General features: G+C 54.4%; 19 protein-coding genes. 5 read left to right on the forward strand and 14 right to left on the reverse strand.

Annotated features, from left to right (window positions below; genetic code table 11):
- Positions 1-68: 68 nt before the first annotated feature.
- The 6 genes from KIH26_RS03140 to KIH26_RS03165 form a co-directional block, all read right to left on the reverse strand.
- Positions 69-917, reverse strand: a complete 849-nt coding sequence (locus KIH26_RS03140; protein WP_249660922.1) for a 2OG-Fe(II) oxygenase family protein — start codon at positions 915-917, stop codon at positions 69-71.
- A 2-nt stretch (positions 918-919) separates the two neighbouring features.
- Entirely contained in the window at positions 920-1,912 is a 993-nt protein-coding gene (locus KIH26_RS03145; RefSeq protein ID WP_213442338.1) for a nucleoside hydrolase, read from the reverse strand.
- Positions 1,913-1,939: 27 nt separating this feature from the next.
- Positions 1,940-2,830, reverse strand: a complete 891-nt coding sequence (locus KIH26_RS03150) for a ribokinase (protein ID WP_213442340.1) — start codon at positions 2,828-2,830, stop codon at positions 1,940-1,942.
- Between the two features lie 9 nt (positions 2,831-2,839).
- On the reverse strand, positions 2,840-4,177 hold the full coding sequence (locus KIH26_RS03155) for a c-type cytochrome (protein WP_213442343.1): 1,338 nt from the start codon (positions 4,175-4,177) through the stop codon (positions 2,840-2,842).
- A 242-nt stretch (positions 4,178-4,419) separates the two neighbouring features.
- Positions 4,420-5,034 carry an ATPase gene (locus KIH26_RS03160; RefSeq protein ID WP_213442345.1) on the reverse strand — a complete coding sequence of 205 codons (615 nt, stop codon included), beginning with the start codon at positions 5,032-5,034 and terminating at the stop codon, positions 4,420-4,422.
- Entirely contained in the window at positions 5,034-5,369 is a 336-nt protein-coding gene (locus KIH26_RS03165) for a TA system antitoxin ParD family protein (protein ID WP_213442347.1), read from the reverse strand. Before KIH26_RS03165 ends, KIH26_RS03160 begins: the two co-directional genes overlap by 1 nt.
- A gap of 232 nt (positions 5,370-5,601) precedes the next feature.
- On the opposite strand from KIH26_RS03165, the gene KIH26_RS03170 reads away from it, so the two are divergent.
- Entirely contained in the window at positions 5,602-6,804 is a 1,203-nt protein-coding gene (locus KIH26_RS03170; RefSeq protein ID WP_213442349.1) for an ammonium transporter, read from the forward strand.
- Between the two features lie 129 nt (positions 6,805-6,933).
- Here KIH26_RS03170 and KIH26_RS03175 read toward each other — a convergent pair whose 3' ends face one another.
- Together KIH26_RS03175 and KIH26_RS03180 are read right to left on the reverse strand one after the other, a co-directional pair.
- Positions 6,934-7,398: a peroxiredoxin family protein gene (locus tag KIH26_RS03175; protein WP_213442351.1), complete on the reverse strand. Its 465-nt coding sequence runs from the start codon at positions 7,396-7,398 to the stop codon at positions 6,934-6,936.
- 29 nt (positions 7,399-7,427) lie between these two features.
- Positions 7,428-8,189 carry a hypothetical protein gene (locus KIH26_RS03180; RefSeq protein WP_249660923.1) on the reverse strand — a complete coding sequence of 254 codons (762 nt, stop codon included), beginning with the start codon at positions 8,187-8,189 and terminating at the stop codon, positions 7,428-7,430.
- Between the two features lie 105 nt (positions 8,190-8,294).
- Between KIH26_RS03180 and KIH26_RS03185 the strand changes: the two genes are divergently transcribed.
- From KIH26_RS03185 to KIH26_RS03195, 3 genes are all read left to right on the forward strand, one after another.
- Positions 8,295-9,179 carry an AraC family transcriptional regulator gene (locus KIH26_RS03185; RefSeq protein ID WP_249660927.1) on the forward strand — a complete coding sequence of 295 codons (885 nt, stop codon included), beginning with the start codon at positions 8,295-8,297 and terminating at the stop codon, positions 9,177-9,179.
- Positions 9,180-9,196: 17 nt separating this feature from the next.
- On the forward strand, positions 9,197-9,721 hold the full coding sequence (locus KIH26_RS03190; RefSeq protein WP_249660929.1) for a LysE family translocator: 525 nt from the start codon (positions 9,197-9,199) through the stop codon (positions 9,719-9,721).
- A gap of 242 nt (positions 9,722-9,963) precedes the next feature.
- Complete coding sequence (locus KIH26_RS03195) at positions 9,964-10,635, forward strand: glutathione S-transferase (RefSeq protein ID WP_213442353.1); 672 nt, start codon at positions 9,964-9,966, stop codon at positions 10,633-10,635.
- 1 nt (position 10,636) lies between these two features.
- Here KIH26_RS03195 and lspA read toward each other — a convergent pair whose 3' ends face one another.
- The 3 genes from lspA to KIH26_RS03210 form a co-directional block, all read right to left on the reverse strand.
- Positions 10,637-11,146: a signal peptidase II gene (gene lspA, locus KIH26_RS03200; protein ID WP_213442355.1), complete on the reverse strand. Its 510-nt coding sequence runs from the start codon at positions 11,144-11,146 to the stop codon at positions 10,637-10,639.
- Positions 11,139-14,006 (reverse strand): isoleucine--tRNA ligase, encoded by a 2,868-nt coding sequence (gene ileS / locus KIH26_RS03205; RefSeq protein WP_213442373.1) that lies wholly within the window; start codon positions 14,004-14,006, stop codon positions 11,139-11,141. Before ileS ends, lspA begins: the two co-directional genes overlap by 8 nt.
- Before the next feature lie 169 nt (positions 14,007-14,175).
- Positions 14,176-15,195, reverse strand: coding sequence for a bifunctional riboflavin kinase/FAD synthetase (locus KIH26_RS03210; RefSeq protein ID WP_213442376.1), 1,020 nt, complete (start codon positions 15,193-15,195; stop codon positions 14,176-14,178).
- A gap of 161 nt (positions 15,196-15,356) precedes the next feature.
- Here KIH26_RS03210 and KIH26_RS03215 point away from each other — a divergent pair, with 161 nt between their 5' ends.
- Entirely contained in the window at positions 15,357-15,914 is a 558-nt protein-coding gene (locus KIH26_RS03215; RefSeq protein ID WP_213442378.1) for an HNH endonuclease, read from the forward strand.
- A gap of 387 nt (positions 15,915-16,301) precedes the next feature.
- Here KIH26_RS03215 and KIH26_RS03220 read toward each other — a convergent pair whose 3' ends face one another.
- The 3 genes from KIH26_RS03220 to KIH26_RS03230 are packed head-to-tail and all read right to left on the reverse strand — an operon-like array spanning position 16,302 to position 21,252.
- Entirely contained in the window at positions 16,302-17,798 is a 1,497-nt protein-coding gene (locus KIH26_RS03220; protein ID WP_213442380.1) for a TolC family protein, read from the reverse strand.
- Positions 17,795-19,936, reverse strand: coding sequence for a peptidase domain-containing ABC transporter (locus KIH26_RS03225; protein ID WP_249660932.1), 2,142 nt, complete (start codon positions 19,934-19,936; stop codon positions 17,795-17,797). Before KIH26_RS03225 ends, KIH26_RS03220 begins: the two co-directional genes overlap by 4 nt.
- Positions 19,933-21,252, reverse strand: a complete 1,320-nt coding sequence (locus KIH26_RS03230; RefSeq protein WP_213442384.1) for an HlyD family secretion protein — start codon at positions 21,250-21,252, stop codon at positions 19,933-19,935. Before KIH26_RS03230 ends, KIH26_RS03225 begins: the two co-directional genes overlap by 4 nt.
- Between the last annotated feature and the right edge of the window lie 3 nt (positions 21,253-21,255).

Here is a 21,255-nt window from a genome sequence, read left to right on the forward strand (position 1 = left end):
TATTTCGTTGCGGGAGATACCCCAACCACAGCCGCATTCTTGAGTGTTAAGCGCTCGGCGATGAATGACTAACCCTTGCGGCGCAGCTCCTGCATACGCTCTTCAAAATAGCTGCCCACGGTGTAGCGCTCCGATAGTTTGATCTCGCGCCTTGGGTGCAAAAACAAGGGCAGCGACACGCGGCTTTTCTTCGCACCTTCGCCTACAGGGTTGAGCACGCGGTGCTGGGTGCTGGGGTAGTAGTGGCCGCTGGCTTCTTCCAGCATGTCGCCGATGTTGACGATGAGCAGGCCGAAATCTGAAGGGGCGTCGATCCACACGCCATCGGTGCCCATCACTTGCAGACCTGGCTCGGTCGCTGCAGGCAGGATGGTGAGCAGGTTGATGTCGGTGTGCGCAGCGGCGCGGATGGAGTTGGGTGCTTGCTCCCCGTTGAGCGGCGGGTAGTGCAAGACGCGAAGCAAAGTCTCTTCGCAGTCATCAATCATGCTGGCCAGGGGCACGCTGTATTTTGAGCGAATGTCTTCAGGTGAATTGTCTTCCACCCATTTGAGCAGCGTGGCGGCGAGTTCTTTGCCCAAGCCGTAGTAGCGGCGCGCGGCATCGCTCACCTCTGCAGGGTAGCGCCCCCAGGGAAACAGATGGAAGAATTCTTTGAAATCCCGGATGTCGTTGCCTTTGGCTGTCTCGCTCACGGCGGTGGAGAAATGGCCATCGAGTTTGACGGGATCCCAGGTGTATTTTTGCGCGTCACCTGATTGGAAGAAGCGGAGCCATTCATCGTAAATGCCATGAACGAGTTCGCTGGAAAGAGGATGATTTTTCAAAACGCCAAAGCCGGTGCGATGCAGGCTTTCGCAAAAGGCGCGGGGAGCGTCGGGGGAGGTGAAATCAACGATGGGTAAAACTGGGTTCATATTCAAAGCCACTTTGAGAGCAGTGTATTTTCGAATATTTTGAGGACGCTGGGAACATCTACGGTCATCGCCGCTTTTGACAGAGGCACTTCTTCGCCGAAGCCAGCCTGTGGAAAACCCACTTGCAGACGGTCATGAAGAATGGTCTGCCCCTGCGCAATGCCATCGCTCACGCAGCGCAAGCGGCCTTGCGCGAAGCTAAACAATTCAGGATGTAAAAATGCGATGAAGGCGAGCACATCGTGGCCGAAGCAGCCGGGGTTGGCTTTCAAATCGGGGTAACGCGTGGCGTAAAACTGCGCGTAAAAGCGTACGGCATGCAGCAAGGTATCGGTCAGGGCGTGTTGGTGGTGTGCAGCAAGTTTCTCAAACAAGGACACGGGAATGACGACGTTGTACGTCACATCCAAGCCCACCATCGTGAGATCAAAGCCGGCGGTGAACACCGCATCGGCGGCGTGCGGATCATTCCAAATATTCGCCTCGGCCACAGGCGAGACATTGCCACCTTCTTTAACCGCGCCGCCCATGAGCACAATACGTTTGATCAGCTGCGGTAACTTGGGCTCAAGCGCCAAAGCCGCTGCAATATTGGTGAGTGGCCCCACGGGCACGAGAGTGATCAGGCCGGGCTGTGCTCGTGCCATATCGACGATGAACTGTGCTGCACTGCGCGCGTCGGTTTTCGCGGCTGACGAAGCAATGCGCGATGGCAGATTGCCTAAACCATCCGCGCCATGAATGTAATCAGGCGGGGCTTCTGCAAGCTTGACCCAAGGGGTACTGGCACCTTGAGCGACTGCGATGCCGCGGCCTGCTAGCTGGGTGAGATACAGCGCATTGGTGGTGGCTTGTGATACGGTCACATTGCCATACACCGTGGTGATGCCCACGAGATCAATGAGCGGATGCGCCATGGCGAAGCACAGTGCCATGGCATCGTCTACGCCGGGGTCGGTGTCAAAAATGACGGGGTGTTTTATGGAGTCTGTCATGCGATTCGTTTTCAATTCCAAAAAGGCTCAGTGTGCATTTTTCATCAACGCCATCACCTCCTCACGGCTAGGAATACTACTCTGAGCTCCCAGCTTGGTGCAAGTCAGCGCGGATGCTGCACTGGCCTCTTGCAAGCATTCTTGCATGGCCGCGCCACGCGCTAGCGCCGCAACAAAGCTGCCGCAGAAGGTATCGCCAGCGGCGGTGGTGTCCACCACATTGATGGCGTAAGCCTTTTGTTGTATGACATGGCCGTGGTGCAAAGCGAGGCAGCCCTGCGCCCCGAGGGTGACGATCACGTTCTGCAGATCATGCAGTTTGGCCAGGCGCTGTAGCTGCGTGAGCACATCACCTTCTTCGCCGGCCAATGCTGACAGCTCACCTTCGTTCACGATCAACATATCCACATTGCGCAGCAACTCGTCAGGCAGATCTCGCGCTGGTGCGGCATTCAGTACGACTTTTGCACCTTGCGCGCGCGCTGCTTTGGCAAAAGCCAGCACCGTCATCACGGGGCTTTCCAATTGCATCAGCACATGCGAGATATGCAAATGCCCCGGCCAGTGATGGGGCTGCAAATCCGCATTCGCGCCAGGCGCAACGGTGATCGCATTCTCCCCTTCATCGCTCACGCAAATGAAAGCCGTACCTGTGGCCTGCTCGCTGCGCACACTGTGCAACTGAACATGCGCATCAGCAAGCGAGGCCAGCAGCGGCTTGGCGTAATCATCATCGCCCAAGGCGCAGAGCATCGCGGTAGCCGCGCCGCCTGCGCGCGCGCAAGCCACGGCTTGATTCGCCCCTTTGCCGCCGGGGAAGGTTTGAAAATCCCAACCGAGCACCGTTTCTCCAGGCGCTGGAATATGACCAGCGCGAACGACGAAATCCAAATTAGCAGAGCCAGCAACGAGGATCATGAGAATCTCCTATTTTCGTAAACGCGATACGTCCTTAGGCTCAATGTCGTTACGGTCTATGTTGGCAAATTTAGATCTAACAAAATTTGCAATTGAAGAAATTTCCTCATCGCGTAACTGCTTCCAGCCTGGCATTCGCCCCCCATTTTGCCCATTCAGCAGAATATCTATCAAGACTGGAGGGGACTGTAGCTTGGGTGATCCTAAGATTGCCTTGATGGGACCAACTTCCTTTCCTGAAAGAAGATGGCAGGCAGCACAATTTGCTGAATAAAGACGTTCGCCGTACTTAAGACGCTGGGTTGAATCCATTTGACTAAATGGTATTTGTACTGCATTGTTTTGTGGTGCGCTCCTTGGAACGACGAGTACATATCCTGGATGACTCGCCGGTGGCTTGGGCTCTTCGAAGCGCCCGCCGGATGCATTAGCCATAAAAACTACCGCTCTTGCTATCTCTACATCATCCCAATCACCTCCGCCTTGCGCCCCCATGGCACCTTTGCCACGCAACGTGCTTTCAACCATTGATGGCAAGCCTTTTTGTATGCGTGGCTGCCAAGCATTGACATCACCCAGCCGAGGAGAAATAGCAATACCACCTCCATGACATGCTACGCATTGCGCCTGATAAACAGTTTGACCATCTTTAAGTGTGCGTAAACGTGGGATTGCAGTTGGCGCTGATGTATTGATACGATTTGCTAACTCTAGTGCGCGGTGCGCACGCTCGCCGGTGAATTTACCTTGAGAGACCTTATCTCTTATCGATGTGGCTAGCAAATTATTAATGCTGTTGACTAGCCCTGACAAGCTCTTCAACAGTTCGTCGACTTGTTGTTGTGATATCGGGCTTTCTGTTGTGGCATGAGGCAGTGTAGATGTAGTTTTGACAGGGATGCTAGATGCACGCTTACTGGCAGCTTGCGATCGCAACATAAACTCAATGCTCCAAGTTAACGAATCTAAATGTTCTGCTTCATAAGCTTTGTGATCAGCAGTGAATGCGCGTTCTAGTCTCTTATGAATAGGCTCTAAAAGTTTATGCACCTGTGGGACTTCACGCTGCTCCAGAGTGGCCTGAAAATACTCACTCATCACGACATCAATTCGCGCAGGATCAAGAATTTTTCTAAGCGCAGCTCCGTTTTCTTCGTCTGAGTAATTTAATGCACGGGCTTGCAAGACTTGCTTGCTCTCGAATAGCGATATCTCAGATGAAAATTGGCGTAAATTGCTCTCAGCCATCGTGATAGGCGAAACTTGGATAAGAAGCAAAAAACCAACCAACCTCAGCATGTTTCGCTTGAAGTATTGGTATATGAACACGTAAATGAAATTCAACATACTGCTATGGTAATTGCGAAAGTAACGTCACTCGTTGTGGCTGGTCGAAGCAGGATTCGCCCTTTTGCCTCCTGAGAAAGTCTAAAAATCTCAGCCCAGCACCGTCTCGACCGGCGCGTGCGACGAAATCCAAATTAGCAGAGCCAGCAACGAGGATCATCTCTTTTTCCTAACGATTTTCTAGGTCTTTTCAGCATTTCGCCGGCATAGAATATGCGCAACGTGCTATATAAATAATAGCATCATGCAACTGATATGCCCAGCACTTGATGTGCCCATTGTGGCAGAGGCTGATGCAGAATGCGCGTGTTTTGTTTGCGGCAGACGGCAACTCTTTTGGGTGCAGTAAAGCGTTCGCCTATCTCTCCGGGGTTGTCATACAGAATCGCCATATCAGCTTCGCGCACGGCTTGCTGCAAGTTAGCCAGCGTGCGCGGGTAGCGATCCAAGATGCGCTGATCAGGCACATTGTGCCCACCTTCACTCACCCGCTGACGCACGCGCAGTAGCAAGCGCTCGGGCTGATCCATGCAGACCACGAGGAGCACCACCACATAGCCCGCCGCTTGCGCTTCTTGAATCAAAGCTATTTTTGAAGAATGCGAAAAAACAGTCTCGCTTACGAAGCTGTCGCCCGAAGCAATGAGCGTGGCGCGGCGTGTGTCAGCCCAATCACGCGCGGCTTCGGAGCGCTGCTGCAGATCAGCGATGTGTTGCAAATGGTCGCGCTCATAAAGATCAGCGTTCACAAACTCCGCTCTCGATGGAATCAAACCATCCTTCACGGCCGCGCGATACAGGCTGGATTTTCCTGCGCCGTTGGGGCCCGCCAGCAAATAGAAAACACGCTCGGCCATCAAGCAGCCGAGCGATGTGCTACGGCATGGCCTTGTTGGCGATTGCTCATGACGATCTCTCGCATGCGCTGTGCGAGGCTGCCGCTGGCTTCAGCTCGTGCAAAGCCGGCCTCGATGTCATCGAGCAAGGCATCTGCGGACGAGGCTTCTTTTTTAGGCATGAGCGCTACGCTGGCCTCACGCGCCGTGAGCCCGCCATCTTCTACTGCCTTGCCCAGCATCGCCCAATACTCGATTTGCCCAGCGGTGGAGCGACGCATGGCGATGGCGGTTTGGCGCGCCTCCATGACAAGGGCGCTGGGGAGCTTGACGGAATTGAAAGTCGCGGCTTGCATGGCGTACTCCTGAACAAAGAGAATTGAAGTTTAGCCGAAAGTGGCATTTTGCGCCATTTAATCCAAAAATCATAAAATTTTTAGAAAACGATCATTTCGGCATCAAATAGGAGATAAATCTAGTTTGGCGCGATTTTTGCTTTATTAAGGTGCATTTTTCTAAAATCAAATGTTTAAGCACATAAAAAGTGCAAAAACAGATTCAAAACAGTTCATCTTTAAAGAGACTCTCATGGAAGCACTCAAACAGGGCGCAGACGCGCTATTTATCTTGCTCGGCGCCATCATGGTATTGGCTATGCACGCGGGCTTTGCGTTTTTGGAATTGGGCACGGTGCGGCGCAAAAACCAAGTCAACGCGCTCGTGAAAATCCTTGTGGATTTTTCTGTTTCCACGGTGGTGTATTTCCTGGTCGGTTACGGCGTGGCTTACGGCACCAGCTTTTTCGTGGGTGCTGAAACGCTGGCCGCGAAAAATGGCTATGACTTGGTGAAGTTCTTCTTCTTGCTGACTTTCGCCGCCGCCATTCCCGCCATCATCTCTGGCGGTATCGCTGAGCGCGCGAAATTCTGGCCGCAGCTCATTGCGACTGCCGTGATCGTGGGTTTTGTGTATCCCTTCTTTGAGGGCATCGCTTGGAACAATGCCTTCGGCATTCAAGATTGGATCAAAGCGACCACGGGCGAAACCTTTCGTGATTTCGCAGGCAGCATCGTGGTGCATGCAGTCGGCGGCTGGATTGCCTTGCCTGCGGTGATCTTGCTTGGCGCGCGCTCTAACCGTTATCGCAAAGACGGCACGCTCGCAGCACACCCGCCTTCAAGCATTCCCTTCTTGGCTCTTGGCGCATGGATTTTGATCGTCGGCTGGTTTGGCTTTAATGTGATGAGTGCGCAAAAAATTGAAGGCATCAGCGGTTTGGTCGCAGTGAATTCACTCATGGCCATGGTGGGCGGTACGATCGTCGCGCTCTTGCTCGGCAAAAATGACCCTGGCTTCGTGCACAACGGCCCGCTCGCAGGCCTCGTTGCCGTGTGCGCAGGCTCCGACATCATGCACCCGTTGGGCGCACTCGTGGTCGGCGGTATCGCAGGCGCGATCTTTGTGGTGATGTTCACCCTCACGCAAAACAAATGGAAGATTGATGATGTGCTCGGCGTGTGGCCACTGCATGGCCTGTGCGGTACTTGGGGCGGCATCGCCGCTGGCATCTTCGGCACCAAAGCTTTTGGCGGTATGGGCGGTGTTTCGTTTACAGCTCAGCTCATCGGCACGGCCATGGGCGTGGCTTGGGCTCTCTTTGGCGGCTTCGTGATTTACTACGTGCTCAAAGTCACCATGGGTTTGCGCATGACGCAAGAAGAAGAGTTTGAAGGCGCAGACCTCACGATTCACAAGATTGGCGCAACGCCTGATCGTGAAGTGAACTGGTAATCAGTTTTGAGTGCTCACTATCAATTAGTGAGCACTTCGCGCAGATTCTACGCCGTCAATGGCGTCATTTTGCTTGAAATTTGAAATGACCATGTGATCATGGCGCACACACGTGCTGCCGTGAGATGGTCAAGTCTTGTTGAGTAATTGTCCAATCACAACGCCCAACGCCATATCGTCTAAAGCGCCAAATTCATGCAGGCGCAGCTCGCCGTTAGGGGCGAACACAAAGGTGCTGGGTGTGCCGCGCATCTGCCAATCTCGCATGGTTTTTGGTAGCGGCTCTTTGCCATCATACGCATCAACACCAATCGGAAAAGCGAGCCGGTATTCATGGATGAAAACCTCAAGCGCATGCGGCTGCATGGCTTGATGATGCTCAAAAACCGTGTGCAAGCCAATCACCGTGAGCGGTATACGCTGCGATAGCTCATGAAGTTTTTTCAGCTGCGGAATGCTATGCGCCACGCAGCCAGGGCAGAGCATCTGGAAGGCGCTGACGACGACAACGCGCCCTTTGAAATCAGAAAGCACGGGTGAAGCTTGTGTGTTGAACCATTGGCACACTGACCATTCAAGGGCGGTGGATTGCATGTGAATTCCTTATCCGTGTGAATGCGCCATCACTTGTTGACTTTGCCCGGCAAAGACAGATTGCCGGAGCCAATCTTGAAGACATCGACCACGCACAGCAGTGGGTTATGCACGCTCGCATTCACGCGCAAGGCGGCTGTCACGCCATCAAACGTAGCTGCGTTAACAGCGCCGATATCATCGAAAGGCACACGCACTTCCACAGTCTCTTTCTTGAACAGGGGATTCCAGCCGGGGCTGTCGATCAGGATGGGAAGACCGGGCCATGTTTTGGGCAGTTTTGGTTTGCTGTCTTTGGGAATATCCACCACTTTGAGCGCGCCTTTGCCGCAGGCCTCATCAGGCTGCAACACCACCCAATGCGAATGCCACACATCACCATCGTTACTGGGATTGCCGTCACCGTTCTCGTCAAACAGTGGCGTGTCATCAAAATCGGGATGCGAGGTCACTGCAAAAGCAAGAATGCCTGCCTTGGCCTCGAAGCCCACGGTGGAGGGATCAAGCGTTGTGGGCCACACATACGAGAAGACAGAGCTTCCCGCCAGCTTGCCTGATTTGGCGGGTTTGGATGCGCCCGCTTTGCCAGACACGGCCATATGAAAAATCGCCACATTGCCTTCTGTGGTGATCTTGGTGTGGATGATGTCAAACGGCGCTTTGACGGCTTGGCTGGGCTTGGTGGCGATGCCTCCGCTGTGATGGCCATGGGCGAATGCCAAGCTGCTGCCTAGCGTTACGCCGATTGCCACGCTAACCGAGGTGAGCCGACTCAATGTGCTGAATTTCATGGTGATTCCTTCAAACTAGAAATGACGCAAAGGCGAATCCGATGCGGCATGGGTCATAGTTTGCGTGTGTATTCAGTACAATAAGTTTCTATTTATGCTTTAAATATGCCAAATCGTTCAAAAACCACGGCTGAGCGCATTGCGCCACCGATAGATCGGCTCTCCACACTCCTGGAGCGTTTTCGTGTGCATGCACAGCTGTCGTTCGCTGGTGCGATGTGCGGTAAGCATGTGTTTTCAAGTGAAGCCCAAACAGCCTACTTACATGTGCTCAGGAGTGGTTCGGTGGAAATTCGTCATCCAGGCGTGAAAGGTCTGCCCAAGCACATCACGCTGAATGAACCATCACTGATCTTCTATCCTCGCCCTTTGACACATCACTTTCTCAACGCTCCCGAAGAGGGCTCCCAGTTCACATGTGCGGAGATTTCATTTGAAGGCGGTCAGATGCACCCCATCGTGCAAGCTTTGCCCTCTCTCGTTTTGCTCAAGCTTTCAGATGTGCATGGATTGCAAGATGCACTGAATTTGTTGTTTGCTGAGACGCAGCGCGTGCAATGCGGCCAACGGGTGTTGGCGGATCGGTTGTTTGAAGTGGTATTGATTCAGTTGCTGCGCTGGCTACTGGATCACCCAACCGAAGCCAAAATTGATAGCGGCTTGCTGATGGGGCTCTCGTCTCCACAACTGGCCAAGGCACTGACTGCCATGCACGAATCGCCAGGCGCACCATGGACGGTAGAACAACTTGCCGATGCCAGCGGTATGTCTCGTACAGCATTCGCTACAAAATTCAAGGCGACTGTAGGTATCTCGCCAGCTCAGTATTTGGCGGATTGGAGGTTGACCTTGGTGCAATCCCGTTTGAAAGAGGGCGCCAGTCTGAAGACTCTGGCGCTGGAGTTGGGTTACTCAAGCCAGTCAGCATTGACCAGGGCTTTTACACAGCGCCTAGGGTTCTCACCGCGTCAATGGCTTGGTATGAGTTAAACAAGTATCATGAGCCCATGATCACCCTTGACTTCCTCATCACCTCCTTCATCGTCGTGCTCATTCCGGGCACGGGCGCAGTCTTCACGGTATCGACTGGCCTCATGCGCGGCAAGCGCGCGAGCCTCTGGGCGGCGCTGGGGTGCACACTGGGCATCGTGCCGCATTTGCTGGCCACGATTCTTGGCCTCGCTGCCATCATGCACACGAGTGCTTTGGCATTCAGCGTGCTCAAATATGCGGGCGTGGCTTATCTGCTGTATCTGGCCTATGCCACTTGGCAAGATCGATCAGGTTTTTCGTTCGATCAAGCGCCCAGTCAAGCGAGTGCATGGCAACTTGTGGTGAAAGCCGTGTTGCTGAATTTGCTCAACCCCAAGCTCACGATTTTCTTTCTCGCGTTTTTGCCTCAATTCGTTTCGCCCAAGGCGGCATCTCCGCTGGCTGACATGCTGATCTTGAGTGGCATCTTCATGCTGATGACCTTCGTCGTCTTCGCAGTCTACGGTTTGCTCGCGCATGCTTTCGCAGCTTCGTTGTGAATTCTCAGCGCGTGCAGAACTGGATGCGTCGTGGTTTTGCGGGCGCGTTTGCTGGCTTGGGATTGAACTTGGCTTTCACTGAACAGCGTTGATCACTATGATTTTGTGAGCACTCTGCGCAGTATCTACGCTAGCGATATGCTCAAAATGCCTTAAATTTCTCAGAGTCGCCTACATCACACCTCACACTTCCCAGACGCGCAGATCGCTCTAAACTGGTGGATATTCACTAGGAGCACATCATGTCCATCACCCTCTGCGGTTTCCCCGTCTCGAACTACTACAACAAAGTCAAACTCGCACTGCTTGAAAAAGGTTTGCCGTTCACCGAGGAAGTGGTGATGACCAAGAGCACGGATGAGGCTGTGCTTTCTGCTTCACCGCTCGCCAAAATCCCCTTCATCCGCACACCACAAGGTGGCTTGTGTGAGAGCCAAGTGATCATGGAATACATCGAATCTGTGCAGCCAATACCTGCTCTGCTGCCCGCTGATCCGTTTGCTGCGGCCAAGGTGCGTGAGCTCTGCACGTTTATTGATTTACATCTGGAGCTGGTGGCGCGTGATCTTTATCCGCAAGCATTCTTTGGCGGCACAGTGAGCGAAGGCTCACAAGCGCGTGTGAAAAAGCAGCTAGAGAAGAACATTCCAGCCTTCATGAAGCTCGCAAAATTCTCACCCATGGTCGCAGGCGGTGATCAATTCACCATGGCGGATTGCGCTGCTTGGGTGAATTTGCCGCTGGTGGGCATGGCGACCAAAGCGGTGTTTGGTGAAGACATGCTGATTGCTATGGGTTGCGACTACAAGCCTTATATGAAGATGATTGGCGAGCGGCCTGCAGCGCAAAAAGTGGCTGCTGACCGCAAAGAAGCGACGATGAAAGCTGCTGCGGCTTCAAAGGCCGCTAGCTGAGCTATTTTCCGCCGCGCCTGACTCTTAGGATTTCATCCAAGATCAAGCAGCACGCGCCGATGGTGATGGCGCTGTCTGCCACGTTAAACGCAGGGAAGTGCCAGGTGCCGTAGTAGAAATCCAAGAAGTCCACCACATAGCCGTGCAGCAGGCGGTCAATCACATTACCAATCGCGCCGCCCAAAATGCAGGCGAGTGCGAAAGCAAAAAGCTTTTGCGCATGGTGGCTGCGCAGCATCCAAAGGATGAAGATGGTGGCCACTGCGCCGATGCCTGTGAAAAACCATCTCTGCCAGCCACCCGCGCCTGCGAGGAAGGAGAAGGCCGCGCCAGTGTTGTGGGCGCGCACGATGTTGAAAAAGCTCGTCACAGGCGTGCTATCGCCCAGCTTGTAGTAGCCCACGATCAAGGTCTTGGTGAACTGATCGGCCAAGATGATGATGATGGCGAGGATGAGCCAAGGCAGCATGCCTTGGAAGGTGGAGCGTGACGAAAATGTGGATTTAGGCATGGGTACGTTTCTCACCTTCACCGTGCAAATTGCTCACGCAGCGCCCGCAGATGGTGGGATGCGCGGCATCTGAACCCACATCTTCCACATAATGCCAGCAGCGCTCGCATTTGGTGTGATTTGAGGCTTTTACCGAGATATTCATTGCCCCATTTGCTACCAATTCAATAGCAGATGTGATGAAGATGAACTTCACATCTTTGCCGAAACTTGAGAGCAAGGCATAGTCTTCAGCAGGTACGGTGAGCTGCACTTCGGCTTGCAAAGAGCTGCCGACCTTGCCTTCAGCGCGCAGAGCTTCAATCGCCTTATTCACCTCATCACGGATCGCGCGGATACGGCTGTATTTGGCGGTGAGCGCTTCGTCTGCACCTTCAAATTTCCAATAGGTTTCCGTGAAAATCGTGCCGGATTCGGATTGCCCAAACACCTTCCATGCTTCTTCAGCAGTGAAGGAGAGGAAAGGTGCCATCCAGCGCAGCATGGCTTGGGTGATGTGCCAGAGCGCTGTTTGCGCGCTGCGACGGGCATGGCTCTTCGCTGCTGTGGTGTAGAGCCGATCTTTGAGCACATCCAGATAGAAGCCACCCAAATCTTCGGAGCAATAGAGCTGCAATTTGGCGACGACGGGATGAAACTCATACACCTTGTAGTGCGCCAATATTTCTTCTTGAAGTTGAGCAGCGCGAGCGAGCGCATAACGATCGACTTCCAGCATTTCGCTCAAAGGCACTGCGTCTTTCGCTGCATCGAAATCGCTGACGTTAGCCAACAGAAACTTCAACGTGTTGCGAATACGGCGATACGTGTCCACCACACGCGCGAGGATTTTGTCGTCGATACCGAGGTCGCCCGAATAGTCTGTCGATGCGCACCACAGGCGGATGATTTCCGCGCCGAGCTTGTCGCTCACCTCTTGCGGCGCGACCACATTCCCCATGCTCTTGCTCATCTTGCGGCCTTGGCCATCCACGGTGAAGCCGTGTGTGAGCAAGCCGCGATACGGGGCACGGCCATACATGGCGGCTGCCGTTAAAAGCGAGGAGTGAAACCAGCCGCGATGCTGGTCATGGCCTTCGAGATACAAATCAGCCTCGGGGCCTGCGTTGTGCGAGTACACGAAAGAATCATCTGCGTTTTTATCGCCATGGCTGCCTTTGAGCACGGTGGTGTGCGTCGTGCCAGAGTCAAACCACACTTCGAGAATGTCGGTGCTCTTGGTGTATTGCTCTGGATTTTCAGCGCCTACTTTGGCGAAGATCTCTGCAGTGGTCGCTTTGCTCCACGCCTCGATACCGCCTTTTTCCACCATCTCGGCAGCCAAGTCGATCATCGCCACCGTCTTCGGATGCAACTCGCCCGAATCCATGTGCGTGAACAGCGGCAGCGGCACGCCCCATGAGCGCTGGCGTGAGATGCACCAATCGGGGCGGCCTGCGATCATGTCACGCAAACGCACTTTGCCGTTTTCGGGATAGAAATTGGTTTGCTCAATCGCATCAAGCGCCAACTCACGCAAGCTCTTGGGCGCTTTATCAGTCGTGAAAACACCTTCGCCCGCATCCATACGCACGAACCACTGCGCCGCAGCGCGGTAGATCACGGGCGTTTTGTGACGCCAGCAATGCGGGTAGCTGTGGGTGATGTCAAACGTGGCGAAGAGGCGATTGTTATCGCGCAGCGTGTTGATGATTTCGGGGCAGGCTTTCCAGATATTCAGCCCACCAAACAGTGGCAGCGCTTCTTCATAGCGGCCATTGCCTTGAACGGGGTTCAAGATGTCTTTGATGGTGATGCCGTTGGCCACGCAAGAGTTGAAGTCATCCACGCCATAGGCTGGCGAGGAGTGGACGATACCTGTGCCGTCTTCTGCCGTGGCGTAGTCAGCCACGAAGATGGGAGAGAAGCGGTCGTAGCCCGCATGCACATGCGCGAGCGGGTGCTTGAATTTGATCTTGTCTAGCTTTTTGCCGACGGTGGTAGCAACGATATTGCCCGTGAGCTTGTAGCGCTCCAAGCATTTCTCCACCAAGGTTTCGGCCAGCATGATCAGGCCGCGCTCGGTGTCTACCAAGGCGTAAGTTAACTCAGGGTTGAGGTTCATCGCTTGGTTGGCAGGGATCGTCCAAGCGGTGGTCGTCCAGATTACAGCGAAGGCTTCTTTGTCGAGTTTTGGTAAACCGAAAGCTGCAGCGAGCTTCTCTGGCTCAGCGCAAAGGAAGCCCACATCCAGCGTAGAAGATTTTTTGTCTGCGTATTCGATTTCGAATTCAGCCAGCGACGAGCCGCAATCAAAGCACCAATACACCGGCTTCAATCCGCGATACACAAAGCCGCGCTCCATCACGCGCTTGAAGGCGCGGATTTCATTGGCTTCGGTTTGAAAATCCATGGTGCGATAGGGGCGATCCCAATCGCCGAGAACGCCCAGACGTTTGAAATCTTTCATCTGTCCAGCGATTTGCTCGGTAGCGAATGCGCGGCTCTTGGCTTGCATTTCATCGCGCGGTAAATTGCGGCCATGCAATTTCTCAATCGCGTTTTCAATCGGCAGGCCATGGCAATCCCAGCCGGGAATATATTGCGCATCAAAGCCATCAAGCTGACGCGCTTTGACGATCATGTCTTTCAAGACTTTGTTGACGGCGTGGCCGATGTGTATGTTGCCGTTCGCATAGGGCGGGCCATCATGCAAGATGAATTTCTCGCAGCCATGGCGGGCAGCGCGCAGTTTTTTGTAAACGCCTTGCTCGTCCCAAGCCTTCGCCCAAGCTGGCTCACGCTTGGGCAGATCTCCACGCATGGGGAAGGGCGTGTCTGGGAGATTGAGGGTTTTGCGGTAATCGGTAGGTTCTGACATGGCGTGACAAAAATTCTAGAAAATATTGAAAACGCAAAATAAATGGGCAGGGCGCAAAGAGTTCATCAGGTGTTTTCTGCGTCTTTTGCGCATTTTTACGCTTTTTGCGTTCTCTTGGTTGGTGCAGAGACCAAGCTAGAGGATGAAGTGAAGCGGGGCGGCTGCCCCTTCAAATTCGGGTGCTGCTCTGGGCGAAATATTCACGCGCAGCCACCACGTCGCGGGCAATGCCTTCCGTCAAGGCATTGAGGCCGTCGTATTTGAGCTCGTCGTGTAGTTTGTGCAGGAGTTCCACGCGGATGATTTTACCGTAGCCGTGCTCTTGGCCCAGGCTAGCTGGCCAGTCGAGGATATGGGTTTCTAGCAGCACACGGCCACCGTTCACATCGTTGGCATCGAGTGAGGGACGGATGCCGAGATTGGCCACGCCATCCAGTGGTTTGTCTCCTAGCCCATGCACGCGCACGCAGAAGATGCCGCTGGCGGCGCATTTCCAAGCGTGTGATTTGGAGGAAAAGCGCAGATTCAGCGTGCGGAAGCCACCTGGCAAATGGGCATCTTTACCCAGCTCGCGCCCTAGTTTGCGCCCATGCACCACATGGCCGCTGATGCTGTAAGGCCGGCCGAGCAGTTTGGCGGCATCGCTCATACGCCCCTGCGCAAGTGCTTCACGCACGGCTGAGCTGGAGACGCGCAGGCCATGCACTTCGTAGCTTTGCATGCGGGCTACATCGAAACCTTTGAGTTGCCCCTGCGCATCCAAAGTCGCGTAATCGCCCGCACGCTTGGCGCCGAAGCGGAAATCGTCACCTACGAGTACGTATTTCGCACCCAAACCTTTGACCAGCACTTCATCAATGAAGGCTTGTGGCGAGAGGCTGGCGAGCTGTGCGTTAAACGGCAAGATCACAGCCTGATCCACCCCGCATTGAGCCAGCTCAGTGAGTTTGTCTCGCAAAGTAGCAATGCGAGCGGGCGCAAGTTCAGGCTTACCAGCCAGTGCCGCAAAATAATCACGCGGATGTGGCTCAAAGCTCATCACACAGCTGGGCACACCGCGATGTGCCGCTTCCGAGCGAAGCAGCGCAATCATGGCCTGATGGCCACGGTGCACGCCATCAAAGTTACCAATCGTCACTGCGCATGCGGGGGCAATGCCGGGATGATTCAGGCCGCGAAAGACGTTCATAAAAGCACGATTTTCTCTACTAAATTGATAGCACTTCGCGCAGATTCCATGCCGGTGAGTAGGTGTTTTCGGTCATAAAAGATACACGTTTATGCTGTATATTGTGACTTAAGACGGTTAGGTGCTTTTTCTAGTTCGGTTTTTACTGCTGGAGGTGCGTTTTGAAGGTCTTGAAGCTATCTGCCCAAGGGCTGCCACAGAGTTGGATCAGCCTAGAGCAAGCGGTGACTCACTATGCCGCCGAAGAGGTGCGCTGGGAGGTGGGCGAGCGCGTGGCGACGTTTCGCGGTGGGCATAACGCCATCACGGGCGAGCAAAGCATCATTCACATTTCTTCCATCGTCGGCACCAAGGGTGTGCCCGAGATCAACCCTTTCGATCTGCGCCCCGGTCTCACAAATAGCAAACTCTTCGTTCGCGATCGAAACATCTGCGCTTACTGCGGCAACCATTTCCATGAAGAAGATCTCACCCGAGAACACATCAATCCTTATGCTTTAGGCGGTTTAGACAATTGGATGAACGTTGTGACTGCTTGCAAGAGCTGCAATCACCGTAAAGCTGCTCGCACACCAGAGCAAGCACGCATGCCTTTGCTTTACACGCCGTATGTGCCCAGTCTGTGGGAGGATTTCATTTTGCGCAACCGACGCATCTTGGCGGATCAGATGGAATTTCTGATGGCGCATTTGCCCAAGACTTCTCGGCTTTGTTGTTGATCAAGACGCCAGATAGGCTTGAAAAGCATTTTGAGTGCTGAAGTAATATCGAGATACACTTTATTACATGAGAACTTTACACTTAAGCTACAATCGTTTACAGGGGGTTAAAGTTACTCCTTGTTACTTATAGCCATCTGTGTAAAGGAGCTTATTTTGAGACAACTTAGCCTTGATGAGATGATGGCGATAGCCGGTGGCGGTAGCCGTCGTCGTCGCTCAGGCGGTCGGTGCAGCCCTCCCCCTCCGCCCTGCAGCCCTCCTCCTAGCTGTGGAGGTGGTACTCCACCGCCGCCACCGCCTCCCCCCCCACCACCTCCGCCCCCACCGCCACCCCCACCGACCTGAGTCACAGGTGGATAAAACGACCTCTTTCGGGAGGTTTTTTTATGGGCGTTTGAAAAGCGTCGTGCTGATTGTGCCCAGCTGACCGCTGGCCAGACTGAGGCGTAGCTGGGCTTGCAGGAGATTAAGCTGCGCGCTGTTGTTCTGAAAGACGGCTTGGCTGTATGCGTTTTGGGCGTTAAGCAGCTCCATCATGGCACCGATACCGGCTTTGTAGCGCCCAAGAGCGACTTCTTGCATTTGGCGGGCTGCGTCTAAGAAAATTTGGCTGGCTTGCAGGCTTTGCTTTTCGGTTTGCCATTGCAGCAAAGCACGCCACAGATCGTTTTCAAGCTCACCTTGCTGGGTCTCAAGCTGTGCTTTGCGTTGGTTGATCTGCGCACTGATTTGCGCTTCTCGCGCTGCCGTAGCGCGGCCTTCTAGCAAAGGGATGTTGGCCTGAATACCTACATTGAGTGCACGATCCGTCTCGCGCCCCGAGGTGCCCCCTAGGCCGCGCGTGAGCGAGGCCGAGCTACTCAGGCTGACGCTACCCCGACTCTCAGCTTGTACGGCATCCCTGCGGGCGAGAAGATTGTCAATATCAGCACGCAAGCTGCGCAAGCGCGGGTGATCTTGCGTGAGATCGGCCATCCAAGCCGCCCATTGTTCTGGTGACTCATCGGTTGCTGGTATCGTGGGCAAATCCTCCAAAAGTGAGGCCAATTGCAGTGGTTGACGCACGGGCCAACCCAAAGCCACAGCCAAGTTGCCTCGGATGACTTGCCATTGGCCCTGTGCTTTGAGCAGTTCCAGTTTGGTTTGAGCTAATGCCGTTTGAGCTTGTAGTTTCTCAGACAAGCTGCCCGCACCCGCAGCATGGCGGCCTTGCGCAATCTCGGCGCTTTGCTGGGCAGTTCGTACCGCTTCTTGCAAACTTTGTAGGCGCAGGTTGGCTGTTTGAGCCTCAATGTACAAACGCAGGCCTTCACCGATTTGAACAAGTGTTGCATTGGATTGAGCTGCTATGGCTGCTTGCACCGTGCTGCGTGCTGCACGCACCTGTGCTTGTTGTGCGCCAAAATCAAAGAGCACCCAGCTCAGTGCTAAACCTGCACTGGCGCTGCGTGCACGGGTGGGCCCCAGCAAGGTGGTTGCGGGCGATTGTGAGGTATTAGCCTCAAGCGTGGCGCTCATCCTCGCGCGCTGGGCCAACTCAGCCAATGTGAGGTTAGCCTGCTGCTCGGCAATGCCAGCGACGGCCTGACGCAGACTAGGACTCTGGCAGAGCATACGATCCAGTACATCCGCTAAGCTCAGGGCTTGCTGAGCAGCGATGGCTCTGGGATGGCAAGACGATGCGTCGGGTAGTGACAAGGGCTGAGCGGCGACACGCTGCGCGACCGTATTTCCTTCTGATGCGCCGAGGCTACTCAATTGCGCGCTCATGCGCAATTCAAGTATCTCCGCTTGTGCCGCAGCATGGATAGGCAAATAAGCAAGAAAGATGAGAATCGCTACACGACTTGCAGCTTGGGGCAAAGGCGATCGCAGTGTCATGGGTTTTGCAGCTGAGCCAGATAGGCGGCGCTTGGACCATCAAAAACAACTTGACCTGCATCAATGGCCACGACGCGCTGCATGGCGGCGATGGTTTGCGGGCGATGCGCGACCACAATGCGTGTGATCTGCATTTGCACTAAGTTGGCATTGACCTGTGCTTCACGGCGCACGTCCAGATGGCTCGTTGCTTCATCCAAAATCAAAAATTGGGGTTGTTTGTACAAAGCACGCGCCAACAAGACACGCTGCTTTTGCCCACCTGAGAGCACAGTGCCCATATCGCCCACCAGCGTCTGGTAGCCCATCGGCATGGCTTCGATATCCTCTGCGACGGCGGCTAAGTGTGCGCAATGCTCGATACGCTCTGCGTCAGGCTGTGCATCAAAAAAGCAGATGTTATCGGCCAACGAGCCCATAAACAATGTGTCGTCTTGCATCACCGTACCCACTTGCTTGCGCCAGCGATCCAGGCCAATCTGCTCGAGAGATTTACCACCTAGGCTTAACTGTCCATCGCTTGGCTGCAAAGCACCCAGTAGTAAATGCACCAGCGTCGTTTTGCCGCAGCCGGATTCACCCACAATAGCGACTGACTCGCCCGCCGTAATACGCAGGTTCAGGCCATCCAGAACCCAAGGCTCCTGATCGGCATAGCGAAAGCGCAGGCCTTGAAGCACCAAATCACCTGAGAGCCCAGTAGGCTCTCGCTCAAGGGTGGTCTGTGTGGGCTCGGCAGGTGTGAGAGCGATATCGCCCAAGCGTTGCGCATAAAGCCGCAACATTTTGAAGTCAATGGCCTTGCCAATCAAATCTTGCATGCGCTGCTCGAATTGGCCGCGATAGGCGAGAAATGCCAACAGCATGCCGATGCTCAAGGCATTGGCAAGCACTTGCTGAGCGCCTAACCAGAGAATAGCCAAGATCGACAAGCCGGCCAAGGTGTTGGCAACCAAGCGCATCACGATGCTCAGGCGCTGCAGTTGCAAGTTTGCATTGGTTTGCGCTACCAGCAGACTTTGCCAAGCGCCATGGCGCTGCGCTTGTCTGCCAAACAGCTTCAGTGCACGAATACCGCGAATACTTTCTAGCGTGTGCGTGGAGAGATTGGCTGAGCGCAAAATTTGCTCTTCGGTGGCTGCATACATCGGTGCATAAAGCAGCCAGCGCAGCAAAGCATACAAAATCACACCAAGCAAAGCGACAGCTGTCAGCAAGGGGCTGTAGATGAACATCAGCAGCAAGGAAAGCAACACCAGCAAACCATCAAATACAGCCTCAACAAAGGTGGCGGTTAGTGTGCGTTGAATATCATCGATAGCTTGGCTGCGAGAGATGATGTCACCCAAATGGCGCTTTTGGAAGTAAGCGATCGGCAAACGCAGCAAATGTGCCATGACGTTGGAATGCCATTGCACGCGAATACTGGTGTTGATGCCCAACAACAACCAAGCTCGCAGCAAGCCAATGAGTTGCTGTAAGGCCAGCACGATCAGGAATCCAAAGGCGAGCGTGGCCAGCAGATCGGTATCGCGCGAAACCAAGACGTGGTCCGTGATCCACTGCAAAAATAAGGGGCTGACCAGGGCAAAAATCTCCAGCGCCAGAGACAGTAGCAAGATATTGGTCAAAGCCGGTAGCAGACCACGTACCTGGCCAATCAGACCTCGCAGCGTGATCGGCGTCTTCTCTTCGCGTGGCGCAAAACCTGGGTTGGGCCATAGCTCCAAAGCCACACCTGTAAAAGCCTTGGAGACTTCCGCCATGCTCAGGCTGCGTTCTCCCACAGCAGGGTCAAGCACGACGACGCGCTGCCCCTGTACGGCTTTGAGCACCACAAAATGATTGAGCTCCCAGTGCAAGATAGCAGGTAGGCGCAGCTGATTCAACTCCTCCAGCTCCAGTCGTACAGCGCGTTGACCGAGCTTTTCTTGTGCGGCCAGTTCGGCCAATGTGGCCAGATTCATGCCCTTCAGTGAGAGCGAATAGCGCCGGCGTAGCGTGGAGACGTCGGTCATCACGCCGTGATAGCCTAAGACCATGCCCAGGCAGGCCAAGCCGCATTCAGCCCCCTCGCTCTGCAGCAACAGTGGTAGCTTAGCTCGCCCAGACAGGGAAATGGCACTGGTCCAGCTCATCGTGCGATCTTCCCTGTCATGCTGTAGAGCGGCTCCAGCATCCACTCCCAGAGTTTGCGCTTTTCTTGCAACATGTCCGCTTCCAAGCGCAGACCGGCCTGCAATGCGCGCGGCTGGCCATACAAGGCGATGCTTTGATTTTTAAGGCTGACCGTGATGGAATACACCGGCTCAGCTTGAGCCAGCTCAGGCAGCTGAAAGCCAGCCAGATCCTGGGCTGATGTGGGCACGCTGGAGATGCTAGTGACAACACCAGCGTGCTGGCCAAATTTTTGGTAGGGGTAGGCTTGGTAGCGCAGTAAAACGGCATCGCCCTTGCGCACAAAGCCCATATGACGGCTCGGAACATACAAGCGCGCCTCCAGCTGAGCCTGCGCTGGTACGATACTGGCCAAAGCCTTGCCGGCATCCACATACTGCCCAGGCTCGGCAGTGAGCAGACTGGCTTGGCCTTCTTGTGGTGCTGTGATAAGCACTTGACGGCGCGACTCTACCTCGGCCAATTCTTGGCTACCGCTGGCAATGCTGCGTTGCAGTTGCGCATTGAGCGCTGCCAAGCGGTTGTCCAAACCCTGCAGCTCACGACTGGTGTTGGCTTGTTCACGTTGATTGCTGATCAAGTCACGCTGCAAGGCCTGCAGGCGTGATTGCTGCTCTGACTGATCCAGCTCCTTTTGCGTCAGTTGCTCGCGAGCAATGTAGTCTTTATCGGCCAAGCCTTGGTAGCGTTTTCGTGTGTCTTCGGCCACACTCAGACGCGAGCGCTGTTGCTCGATCTGTTTCTCAATCAACTGAGCCTCGCTCTGCAAAGTGCTGGCGCGGCGCTGTAGATAGCTGCGCTCTTGAGCATTCAAGGCTTGATTGCGAGCCATGTCATCAGCCAAAGATTTTTGTCGTTGTTGAATTTGCTCGCCAATTTGCTGCAGCGTACCGCCTGATGCATTGGTATTGTTCGCATTAGCTGGCGTGGAGCGTGTTGCGAAGCGCTCGCTGCTGAGTACAAACAACACATCGCCAGACTTGACGATCTGCCCTTCGCTGACTTTGCGCTCCAGCACCACACCAGCTTGCGGTGTGGTGACACGCATCACACCTGCACTGGGGAGCAACTGACCACTCACCGTGGCATGGCGGGTGTAGTTGCCAAAATACAGAAGTGCAAGAATGGCAACCCCAAGCAACGCACAAACCAAAGATAACCAGAAGGTGGACCAGCGTGGCACGAGCAACACATGCCCAACAAGCTTGGTGCGCTGAGCATCCAAGGCTTCAGGGCGAATAAGTGGAGACGCGGGTGCAGATTTGGCAGAGTTCAAGGC

The organism is Variovorax sp. PCZ-1 (assembly GCF_018413605.1).
In the GTDB taxonomy this organism is placed as follows: domain Bacteria; phylum Pseudomonadota; class Gammaproteobacteria; order Burkholderiales; family Burkholderiaceae_C; genus JANMDU01.